Origin of the sequence: Mycobacterium sp., from assembly GCF_035506235.1 — a bacterium.
In the GTDB taxonomy this organism is placed as follows: Bacteria; Actinomycetota; Actinomycetes; order Mycobacteriales; family Mycobacteriaceae; genus Mycobacterium.
In genome coordinates, this window is sequence record NZ_DATJPU010000302.1 from 1 (window position 1) to 11,083 (window position 11,083).

An 11,083-nucleotide genomic window follows, 5' to 3' on the forward strand; every position below is an offset into this window, starting at 1 on the left:
TTACCTCGCGGAATGGAACGCGGGCAGCGCGCTCGGCGACGGCATGCGCGACCAAATCCTCGCCAGCTCCGCGCTGGCGGTGATCACCGTGCCCGGGGAGCGTCTCAGCGACTACGCGATCGGCGGGTCAGCCGTCGAGGCGGTATGGATCCTCGCCCAGCGCGAAGGCCTCGCTGTCCGGCCGCTGTCACCGGTTTTCCTGCATGCCCGAAACTCCACCGATCTCAATGAGTTATCGGTCGGCTTCGCCGGCGAATTGCAGCGATTGCAAAGCGATTTCGTGCGGCTGACCGCGACCGATCCCGAGGAATCTATCGTGCTGGTCCTGCGGTTGACCACCGCACCGCCAGCGTCGGTACCAAGCCGCCGCAGTCTGAGCCGAGTCCGTTCCCGACGCCTCTGATCCGACGCCGCCGCGCGGTGATGTCGCGTCGGCGAGGGCCGTCGGGGCGATGGCCACCTCAGAACGGTTTCGCCGTGAATCCCCAGCGCAGCAACGCCGACTCGCGGCGGGCCCGACCGTCCAACTGCGCGTCACGCGTGCCGCTCAACGCGTGCGGTTTGCCGCGCGCACCGAAGATCCAATACGCCTGCAGATAGGGCAAGGGTGTCGAATGACCACGGTGCATTCCTTGCAGTCCCGCTGCGGCAAGCTCTTTCGACAGCTCCGCGATGGTGAACGCCGCCGCCTCGCTTGCAATTGCATCTTGGCGCAGGACAGCCGGCGAGGCGGGGTCGACGATCCCCAGCATGTTGGGGCCGGCGGTCGGGTCCCGGAGGCGCTGAAAATCAGAGATCCATACTGCTGCCGCGCTGCGGCGTTGGATGGCGGCGATCTGGCCGAGGGCGCCGCGCAAGGAGTCGAAATCCGGTAGCTGATGCAGGGTCCACATGCAGGAGATCGCGTCCCACGGACGCGTCAAAATCTGCTCCGGCAGCGCGGTGATGTCGGCTCGCAGCAGTTCGACCCGTTCGGCCAGGCCTTCAGCATCGAATAGCTCTCGCGCCGTGGACAGCATGTTGGGGGCCAGATCGACGGCGGTTGCCCGAACTTCGGGCCGTCGGCGCAGGACGGCGCTGAGCGCACGGCCTGAGCCGACGCCGAGGTCCAGCAGGTGCCCACCGGGCGGCAGCAGCGCATCGAGCGCGCGAGCACACAAATCGTAGACCGCGCGAATCCCCGGGTTGGATGCGCCACCGGTGTGAAACTGTGCAACGGACTCCGGATCGTCCACCACCATCGGCTCGGGAATGCGCTCGCGCCCTGCTGGATGGAACCGCTCGCGCAAAACGATCCCGGGCACCCGCCATAGCGGCCGAATTCTCTTCACCCTCAACCTCTCGTGGACTTCCGCGTCATCGATTTCGAGTCAGGTTATGGCGGTAGTCAGGTGCCAAGCCAAACCGTCATACATGATTATCAACCTGACTCAGGAGGTCTCCATCCGGCCGCGGGCCGACTTCCGATGTCCCGGAATGGACCCTGAAGTGCTTGCCCGGTCAGGGGGGATCGGTAAGCTTTGGCCTGCGCGGTCCTTTGGATCGGCGTAGGCGGCGTTATCCGCGGGAGGTAGGCGTGGTTCAGGCCCTTACGAATGACCGACTCAAGTCCTTGCCCCTGCCGCCGGTGAACCCGATGCCTTTTCGTCAGCGCCTCGCGGCGGTGCGGGAATTCAGCACGGGGACGGAGAGGCTGCGGGATGCCGGCGGGCGGGTGACCTTTTTCAGGTTGGGGCCGCGATGGCTGATGCCTCCGATGGTGCTGGCGACGTCGCCGGATGCCATTCGCGACATCCTCAGTACCAAGGACGATTCCGTGGACAAGACCACCCCGGTCTTCGACCAGGTGCGCCGCGTCATCGGCGCCAGCCTCACTGATCTCCCCTTCGAGCCGTGGAAATCGCGCCGGCGCACCCTCCAGCCGGTGTTCACCAAACAGCGTGTGAGCGAGTTCGGCGGCCACATGGAGCAGGCGGCGCATTCGGTGAGCGAAGGGTGGCGTGAGGACGCCGTAATCGATTTGGACGCCGAATGCCGCACGATCACGTTGCGGGCGCTTGGCCGATCGGTGCTCGGGCTCGACCTGGAACAGCGGGTCGACGAGGTTGTCGAGCCACTGCGGGTCGCGTTGGCCTACGCCGTCAGGCGCGCGACGCGCCCGCTGCGTGCCCCTCGCTGGTTGCCCACACCGGCGCGTCAGCGCGCGCGAGCGGCAAGCGCCAAACTTCACGCCCTGACGCAGGAGATTTTGCGGGACTGTCGCGCCGATCGGACACGAGTCGCACCGCTGGTCCGAGCCCTCATCGCCGCCAAGGATCCAGAGACCGGAAAAGGGTTGTCTGATGAGGAGATTTGCGACGAGCTGGTCATGTTCCTCTTCGCCGGCCACGACACCACGGCGACGGCGTTGACGTATGCTCTGTGGGCGCTGGGACACCACCCGGATTGCCAGGACCGCGTCGCCGCAGAAGTGGCAGCCTTGCCGGACCGGCCGCTGACGTCCGACGACATTCCGCGGCTGGGCTATACGGTGCAGGTGATACGGGAATCGCTTCGTCTGTGCCCCCCAGCGCCGACCGGGACACGTATGGCGTGCCGCGACGTTGAGGTGGGCGGCTACCTGGTGCCGAAAGGCACCATGCTCATAGTCGGGAGAATGGCCGTACAACGCGACCCGCAACTTTGGGACAATCCACTTCGATTCGACCCCGAACGGTTCAGCCCGGAGAATTTCAAGGCTCTCGGTCGGTGGCAATACGTGCCATTTGGTGGCGGACCGCGCTCGTGCATCGGCGACCATTTTGCCATGCTCGAAGTCACACTCGCGTTGGCGACGCTCATCCGCAAGGCGGAATTTCGCTCTCTCGATGACGAATTTCCACTTGCATTGCATTTCACCATGATTGCCGGTGGCCCCATCCATGCCCGCGTTCGACCGCGTCGAACCCAAAGACGGTGATAAGAACCAAGTTCTTCGAAGGTTTTCCGGGTCGTGCCGCGGGCTCGACATTCTGCGCCGCCCGAATGTCATGGTCTACCTGGCGCAAACGGAACGCCGGCAGCGCGCTCGGACACCCCGACCGGGGCTGGTGAGTGCTGCCGTGGCCGGATCACCGTCACCGGTTCACCGATCAGCTAATAGGAACGCAGCGCGGCGTTCGAAACCTGGCCGGCACAACTGCCGACGAATCCGTGGTGCTGGTATTGCGGTTCGCCGCGGGGCCAGCGGCATCGGGACCTGGTCGCCGCGGCTTGGATCGGGCTCGGGTGCCGAGTTGGGCGAATCATTGCTAGACGCGCTATGCAATGCCGACCTCGCGCAGCAGTTACCGCTACGGTAAGTGTTGATGTCGGGCACGCTGGACTACCTGGTCACCGCTGCTGCCGCCGAGTTGATGGCGGCCACCGCGGCTGACTCTGCTGCGATCAGCGAACGCGTGCTCGGCAACCTGGTTCGCGACCTGGGTGTGGACTTCAGCTTCCTGCGCCACAACGATCACACCATCCGCGCGACGGTCCTCATCGCCGAATTTCCGCCACGCAACGCCGACCCGGACCCGATCGGTGTGGTGTATTTCGATGACGCCGATTCCGTCTTCGCGCAGACGGAGCACCTCAAGGTGCCCGAGGTCGTGCGCCCCCAGCCGCAGAACGCCGACTACCAGCACCATATCGAACAGGGCACCGGGGCTCCCGCCGTCTCCCTGGCAGCCGTTCCGCTGCTGTCCGGCGACGTCACCACTGGCACCCTGGCCTTCGGCAAGCTCGGAGACCGTGAATGGCTACCAGAAGAACTCAACGCGCTGCAGGCGATCGCCGCGCTGTTCGCTCAGCTGCAGGGCCGCACCGTCGCCGAGGAGCGGCTCCACTATCTCGCCGAACACGATGACCTCACCGACCTCCTCAACCGCAGGGCGCTGATCGAATATCTGGACCAGCGGCTGGCCGTGGGGCAGCCGGGCCCCGTCTCGGTTGTGTTCCTTGCCCTGGACCGCTTCAAGGTCATCAACGATCACCTTGGTCAAAACGCCGGCGACCGGTTCATCGAGGCCTTCGCCGAACTGGTGCGCGAGGCCATCGATATTCCCTCGGCGATCGGCCGGTTCGGCGGTGATGAGTTCGTCGTCGTGCCCGCGGCAGCAATGGACGTCGAGTCCGCCGAACTGTTCGCTCAGTCGCTGCACGATCGAGTCAACAAGCAGGTCGTGATCGAGGGCGAGATGCTCACCCGCACGGTCAGCGTCGGCGTCGCATCGGGTCGACCGGGGCAGCACACCACCTCGGACCTGCTGCGCCGGGTCGACCAGGCGCTCCGGTCGGCGAAAAGTTCCGGCGGCGACAAGGTCGCAACTTTCAGCCCGGAGATGTTGAGAACCAACATGATCCGCAACGACATCGAATTGTATTTGGAAGGGATGATCGACAGCGGTAGCGGCGCCATGGTGCTCCACTATCTTCCGGAGTTCGACATGCGAACCGGTGAGATCCTGGGTACCGAGGCGCTGATTCGTTGGCAACACCCCACTCTCGGACTGTTGATGCCGGATTCGTTCATCCAGGTGGTCGAGTCGATCAACCTGGGCGCCAAACTCGGTCGTCTCGTAATGCGTGCGGCGTGTGCGCAATTCGGGCTGTGGCAGTCACGCGACATTGGGCGCGGTGCCGTGCTGCGTATCAATGTATCGCCCGTGCAGCTCGTCACCGACGGCATCGTCGACACGGTGGCGACAACACTCGACGAGTTCGGCCTCGACCCCGACACGGTATGCCTGGAGATCACCGAAAGCGTGGTGGTCCAAGACATCGACGCCACACGCAAAACACTCTTCAGATTGAAGGACATCGGAGTACAGATCGCCATCGACGACTTCGGCACCGGCTACAGTGTGCTGACGTATCTGAAGTCTCTCCCCGTCGACACGCTCAAAATCGACAAGGGGTTTGTCCACAGCCTCGACACCAATGCCGGCGATATGGCGATCGTGCGCTCCACGATGGCCCTGGCGGACGCCTTCGGGCTGAAGGCCGTCGCGGAAGGCGTCGAAACCGTGGCTGCGGCCAAGGCACTGCTCGATTTGGGTTGCTATCGGGCGCAAGGCTTTCTGTTGTCCCGCCCGCTGGACAGCGCGGCAATGGAGGCGCTGCTGGCCCAACGGGCCATACCGATGGACTTCTCCCACGCGCCGTCTGCTCCACCCGATCAAGGCCGCGCCGGAGAGAAGGCGATTCGGATCCGCGGGAAGCGGGGCCGGTGATCAGCGCTTACAGGCGGCGCTGAAACAGGTAGTAGTAAGTCGGGGTCTTGTCGTCGAGCTCCCGTTCGTCGCCGGTGGACACCAGCGTCCAGCCCGGGGTGAATCGTCGTGTCATTTCGGCGTGGTCGATGCCCGGCACGCCGAGCCTCCCGCCGGCGCGGAACGCGGCAACGTACAGCCGCGCATCGGGTGACGCGACGGCAGTGACTTCCCGGACATAGGCTTCGCGATCGGCGGGGCTCATGTTATGGATGCAGCCGTTGTCGACGACCAACTGGAAGCCCGTACCGATCCCGGCTTGAGTCAACTTCGTGACGTCGCCGGGCACAAAGTTGACCGAAACATCGGCGGCGCCGGCCTTGGCGCGCGCCTTCTCGAGCGGCTTGGCCACATAGTCGACCCCGGTGACCCGCCAGCCGTGTTGAGCGAGGTAGATCGCACAGTCTCCGGTACCGCATCCGACATCCAGGGCCGACCCCGGAGGCAGCCCGGGCGCGTCGGAGGTTCCCTCGACAAGGTCTCGTAGAGCCTGCCCGATCGGATGGCCCTCCCATGGCGTGAAGCCGATGCCGTAGAAGATCCGAAAGCGGGTGTGTCGAGACGCCATAGCCGCAATGATGGCATTCGAGGCGACGAGCCGGCCGCCGACCCCGTAATCGCAACCGTTGAAGGAGAGTGGCATTCGCGGTTACGGCATTGGCGCCGCGGCCGGCCCGTCAGAGCGCGAATTACGCTGTCATCGCCGGGTTCGCCGGCGTTGGTGCCGCTGACCGGGTTGCCGAGCCTATCCCACCCCGGCACGGTGGGGTGATCACCCGGCGGCTCACGCGAGTCGAATTCCGCGCAGTGCCAGAAAGATAGCCGCGGCGACCCCGCACCGGTCCCACATCATCGACCAGATGTCAGCTAAGCCGACGCACGACGAAGGATGACCGAGTCCTCGGCGCACATGAGCTTGAATTGTTCGGGTTCGGCATGCGTGGCAATGGTACGGCGATCCCACCACATGACTTTGGTTCGGTAGTTCTGATTGGGATAGGCGGCCGTCGGTATCCGCGAGGCCACCACCCCCCCGGACGATCGCCACTGTTCCAACACGTGAGCTGCCGCGGTGGCCATCACGAACTGAACACCCATCAGCGTCATCGTCGGTAGCGCGGTGCGGGCCAACACCCTGGAAAGCGCCCGGCTGCCGTACTGGTGGGAATTCGCCCAGGCGCTTTTGACCTCTACGACACCGAACGGGAGGCGGTTGGCAATCATGTGGCGCAGCACGGCACCACCGGGGTTGCCGTTCCACTCCTCGAGCGCGTGGGATTCCTCGGGCGCCCGCAGAGGCCCCACGACGCGCGTACCTCCGACCACCCGGCCTTTCGGATCTATCGCGGCAAAGAACAGCGCCGTGTCGCCGCCGTCCCGAACCGAGTCGACGTCGAGTACCCATTCCAGTCCGTGCCGGCGATAGCTGTGCAGCGCGCCTTCCAGGTATTGCTCCCATAGATCGGGCTCGGCCTGCGGCGTCGACGCGGTGACCCAACATCCCGTCGCTTCATCCCGCCACCCCGAACTGCCTTCCAACCCAGGGCCATCGGTCACCCTAGGTGCCAGCTGAGCCGCGTCCATCGGTACCCCTCATTTCGGATCGCTGCTGATCGGACCTTTTCCGCTAACGCTCTCGAAGTGTTTCGTTATCTCAGCGCGGTAAATTACCGCCACAATTGCACATTGGAACTCCGGTTGTGGCGACGACACGGTAGCTTTAGTCAAGTTCATTGTCCACATTCCCCCGGCTTTTGAATAAAGATTTGCCTGCAACGGTGCAGATGCGTTGCCTGCGCGACCCACCGGGCGATCGCGGCGCTCGCCCCTTTCGGTTAACCCTGGGGGTACGCGTCCGCGTGGCCGGGTACGAACGGGGCCATCAGGCCTGTTCGAGGCCCCTAGGCAACTTCTCATTTAAATGATTTAACCGCACGACACTGGCTGCTTCTAGTTCCAATTTTTGCCGCGCGCCGGGTGCCGAGTACCGCGGAGTTAGCTGGTTTTGGGCCACGCGGATCGACTCCGGGGACTACAAAATCGGCGGAGTTGTCCCGGCGGCCCCGAAAGCAACGAATTTCGGCCGGCGCAATTATGGAGAGTCGTTTAGACGACCGCCCCGAGCCGATTCTGCGGCCGGCGCCGAAACTTCGCCAAACCCGGGCGGGGGCGCAGACTCGACGTGGTGACCCCAGGCTCGACCGCTGCCCGCGTCAGGCGCGCAATCTTTGCGCGGCACTGCAATCCGTGGAGTGCCTGGACACGCTGGGCGACCACACCGCTGACCCTCGTGCCCGTGTGGACGCGGCGCTGGAGCCATGCGGCGTGGATCGCGCTGAGGTTCGTCGTCAATCCGTTCGTCTTCGGCAAGCCTGCGCACGAACGCGCCTGGTCAACCCGGGCGATGCTGGGCGAAGAACTGTGGATCAGCCGTCGGCCCGGGGACGCGGCATGCTCGTCAGCGCCATGACATCGGCGGCCGCGCTGAGCGCCGTCGTCGCCGCCCGGCGTCGTCGTCCGGTGCCGGCGACGATCGCGACCGCGGTGCAGATGGCCCTGACCCTGGTGTATTGGGAGCAGATGGTGCGCTGTATCGATCGGCCGGCGCAGTAGCGTGACGGCATGCCCGACCAGCCAGCGACTCCCGACACCCCGGAACCCGACCCCGGGTACGACGGCGCCGGCGTGCCGACCTTCGAATCCGTCAGGGAGAAAATCGAGTCCCGGTACGCGACGGCACAGGGGGCGGCCGAACTCGACGCCGAAACCACGCGCTCGGTCGAAGAGCAGTACGAAGAGCGCGAGCGCGCGGCGGCCGAGCGGTTGGCCCAGATCCGGGAGTCGATGCGCTCCGACGGGCGTTGAGGTGCGCACATTCGGCTGGCGACCTTCGGGCCGGAGCGACCGCGTGCTCACCTCGTGGCTGGACGGCGTGCGCATCAGCCCCCGCTTCCCGTCGCCGCTGTCGAAGGCCGCTGCCAAGTCGGGCTGATCGCGGGCTCGAACGCGGCTCAGGCCGTGACTTTGCGGCGCCGGGTCGCCCGCCGCGGCGCGGGGGCACGGCCGACCACCTCGGCGAGGAACTTCCCCGTGTAGCTTTCGGGCACCGCGGCGACGTCCTCCGGGGCGCCTTCGGCGACAACGGTGCCGCCCTCGGCGCCACCCTCCGGGCCCATGTCGACGATCCAGTCCGACGTCTTGATCACGTCCAGGTTGTGTTCGATCACGATGACCGTATTGCCCTTGTCCACCAGGCCGTTGATGACCTTGAGCAGCTTGCGGATGTCGTCGAAATGCAGCCCGGTGGTGGGCTCGTCGAGGATGTAGATCGTCCGCCCGGTCGAGCGCTTCTGCAGTTCGGCGGCCAGCTTGACCCGCTGCGCCTCGCCGCCGGACAGCGTCGGGGCCGGCTGGCCGAGCCGGACGTAGCCCAGCCCGACGTCGACGAGGGTGCGCAGGTAGCGGTGGATGCCGGTGATCGGCTCGAAGAACTCCGCCGCCTCCTCGATCGACATGTCCAGAACTTCGGAGATGGTCTTGCCCTTGTAGTGCACTTCCAGGGTTTCGCGGTTGTACCGGGCGCCGTGGCAGACCTCGCACGGCACGTACACGTCGGGCAGGAAGTTCATCTCGATCTTGATGGTGCCGTCGCCCGTGCACGCCTCGCAGCGGCCGCCCTTGACGTTGAACGAGAATCGGCCTGGTTGATACCCCCGGACTTTGGCCTCGGTGGTGGCCGCGAACAGGGTGCGGATCTTGTCGAACACCCCGGTGTAGGTGGCCGGGTTGGACCGCGGGGTGCGGCCGATCGGCGATTGGTCGACCCGCACCAGCTTGTCCAGGTGGTCCAGGCCGGTGACCCGGGTGTGCCGGCCCGGGACCTGCCGGGCGCCGTTGAGCCGGTTGGCCAGCACCGCGGCCAGGATGTCGTTGACCAGCGTCGACTTTCCCGAGCCGGACACGCCCGTCACGGAGGTGAGCACGCCAAGCGGGAACGACACGTCGATGCCGCGCAGGTTGTGCTCGCGGGCGCCGACGACGGTCAGTTGCCGGCGCCGGTCGACCGGCCGCCGGATCGCGGGGATCTCGATGCTCTCCTTGCCCGACAGGTAGGCGCCGGTGATCGAGTCCTCGTTGGCCAGCAGCTCGGCGTAGGTTCCGCTGTGCACGATCTGGCCGCCGTGCTCGCCGGCCCTCGGCCCGATGTCGACGATCCAGTCGGCATGCTCGATGGTGTCCTCGTCGTGCTCGACAACGATCAGCGTGTTGCCCAAATCCCTTAGGCGGGTAAGGGTTTCGATGAGCCGGCGGTTGTCGCGCTGGTGCAGCCCGATGGACGGCTCGTCGAGCACGTAGAGCACGCCCACCAGGCCGGACCCGATCTGGGTGGCCAGCCGGATGCGTTGGGCCTCACCGCCGGACAGCGTGGCCGCCGCGCGCGACAGCGACAGGTAATCCAGCCCGACGTCGAGCAAAAAGCCCAGCCGCGAGTGGATCTCCTTGAGCACCTGCCCGGCGATCGCCCGCTCGCGCGTCCCCAGGGTGAGCGCGTTCAGAAAGTCCGAGCAGTCCGAGATCGACAGCTCGCACACCTCGGCGATGGACTTTTTTCCGCGACCCCCCGCGGCCAAGGAGACCGCCAGGATCTCCGGCTTGAGCCGGGTGCCCTCGCACACCGGGCAGGGCACGTCGCGCATGAAGCCCTCGTAGCGCTCCTTCATCTGCTCGGATTCGGTCTGCGCCATCTTGCGCTGCAGAAACGCCAGCACGCCCTCGAAATCCGCGTAGTACGACCGGGTGCGGCCGTACCGGTTGCGATACCGCACGTGCACCTGGTGGTCGGATCCCTCGAGGATTGCCTTGCGGGCCTTCGCGGGCAGCTTGCGCCACGGCGTGTCGACGTCGAAGCCCAACTCGTCGCCCAGCCCCGCCATCATGCGGGTGAAGTACTCCGCGGTGTGGCCGGTCGACCACGGCGCCACCGCGCCCTCGGCCAGCGTGCGCTCCGGATCGGGCACCACCAGGTCGGGGTCGACCTCCTTGCGGATGCCCAGGCCCGTGCACTCGGGGCAGGCGCCGTAGGGCGAGTTGAACGAGAAGGACCGCGGTTCCAGGTCGTCGACCGCCAGCGCGTGCCCGTTGGGGCAGGCCAACTTCTCGGAGAACCGCTGCTCCCGGTTGTGGGCGTCGTGGTCATGGTCGACGAACTCAAGCACCACGATGCCGTCGGCCAGGTTCAGCGCGGTCTCCACCGAGTCGGTGAGCCGCTGCTTGGCGCTGGCCTTGACGGTGAGGCGATCGACCACCACCTCGATGTCGTGCTTTTCCTGCTTCTTCAGCTTTGGCGGATCGGTCAGCGAATGCACCACACCGTCGACGCGCACCCGGCTGTAGCCCTGGGCGTTGAGCTTCTCGAAGAGGTCGGCGAACTCCCCCTTGCGGGTGCGCACCACCGGGGCGAGCACCTGGAAGCGGGTGCCCTCCGGCATCGCCAGGACCTGATCGACGATTTGCTGGGGCGTCTGGCGGGCGATCCGCTCGCCGCACACCGGGCAGTGCGGCGTGCCCGCACGGGCGTAGAGCAGCCGCAGGTAGTCGTAGACCTCGGTGATCGTCCCGACGGTCGACCGCGGGTTGCGGTTGGTCGACTTCTGGTCGATGGACACCGCCGGGGACAGACCCTCGATGAAGTCGACGTCGGGCTTGTCCATCTGCCCCAGGAACTGGCGGGCGTAGGCCGACAGCGACTCGACGTAGCGGCGCTGGCCCTCGGCGAAGATGGTGTCGAA

The 11,083-nt window shown here is 65.9% G+C and carries 9 protein-coding genes and 1 pseudogene; 6 read left to right on the forward strand and 4 right to left on the reverse strand.

Going from position 1 to position 11,083, the window contains the following annotated elements:
- A pseudogene (locus VMD50_RS28285) lies at positions 1-403 on the forward strand (Rv1355c family protein); the annotation flags it as partial.
- Between the two features lie 58 nt (positions 404-461).
- Here the strand turns inward: VMD50_RS28285 and VMD50_RS28290 are convergent.
- A complete protein-coding gene (locus VMD50_RS28290) occupies positions 462-1,289 on the reverse strand; it encodes an SAM-dependent methyltransferase (protein ID WP_325433040.1) in 828 nt (275 codons plus the stop codon).
- A gap of 287 nt (positions 1,290-1,576) precedes the next feature.
- On the opposite strand from VMD50_RS28290, the gene VMD50_RS28295 reads away from it, so the two are divergent.
- Positions 1,577-2,959, forward strand: a complete 1,383-nt coding sequence (locus VMD50_RS28295) for a cytochrome P450 (RefSeq protein ID WP_325433042.1) — start codon at positions 1,577-1,579, stop codon at positions 2,957-2,959.
- 388 nt (positions 2,960-3,347) lie between these two features.
- Positions 3,348-5,255, forward strand: a complete 1,908-nt coding sequence (locus VMD50_RS28300) for a putative bifunctional diguanylate cyclase/phosphodiesterase (RefSeq protein WP_325433044.1) — start codon at positions 3,348-3,350, stop codon at positions 5,253-5,255.
- A 7-nt stretch (positions 5,256-5,262) separates the two neighbouring features.
- Here the strand turns inward: VMD50_RS28300 and VMD50_RS28305 are convergent, their stop codons facing one another.
- Both VMD50_RS28305 and VMD50_RS28310 read right to left on the reverse strand, forming a co-directional pair.
- Entirely contained in the window at positions 5,263-5,862 is a 600-nt protein-coding gene (locus VMD50_RS28305; protein WP_325433046.1) for a class I SAM-dependent methyltransferase, read from the reverse strand.
- A 299-nt stretch (positions 5,863-6,161) separates the two neighbouring features.
- Positions 6,162-6,878, reverse strand: coding sequence for a hypothetical protein (locus tag VMD50_RS28310; protein ID WP_325433048.1), 717 nt, complete (start codon positions 6,876-6,878; stop codon positions 6,162-6,164).
- Between the two features lie 601 nt (positions 6,879-7,479).
- Between VMD50_RS28310 and VMD50_RS28315 the strand changes: the two genes are divergently transcribed.
- The 3 genes from VMD50_RS28315 to VMD50_RS28325 are packed head-to-tail and all read left to right on the forward strand — an operon-like array spanning position 7,480 to position 8,159.
- Positions 7,480-7,764, forward strand: a complete 285-nt coding sequence (locus VMD50_RS28315; RefSeq protein WP_325433050.1) for a DUF6653 family protein — start codon at positions 7,480-7,482, stop codon at positions 7,762-7,764.
- Positions 7,716-7,907 (forward strand): hypothetical protein, encoded by a 192-nt coding sequence (locus tag VMD50_RS28320; protein ID WP_325433056.1) that lies wholly within the window; start codon positions 7,716-7,718, stop codon positions 7,905-7,907. The genes VMD50_RS28315 and VMD50_RS28320 overlap by 49 nt, the downstream gene beginning before the upstream one ends.
- A 9-nt stretch (positions 7,908-7,916) precedes the next feature.
- Positions 7,917-8,159 (forward strand): PspA/IM30 family protein, encoded by a 243-nt coding sequence (locus VMD50_RS28325; protein WP_325433052.1) that lies wholly within the window; start codon positions 7,917-7,919, stop codon positions 8,157-8,159.
- A gap of 146 nt (positions 8,160-8,305) precedes the next feature.
- Here VMD50_RS28325 and uvrA read toward each other — a convergent pair.
- Positions 8,306-11,083: excinuclease ABC subunit UvrA (gene uvrA / locus VMD50_RS28330; RefSeq protein WP_325433054.1), on the reverse strand; the 2,778-nt coding region annotated here is incomplete at its 5' end.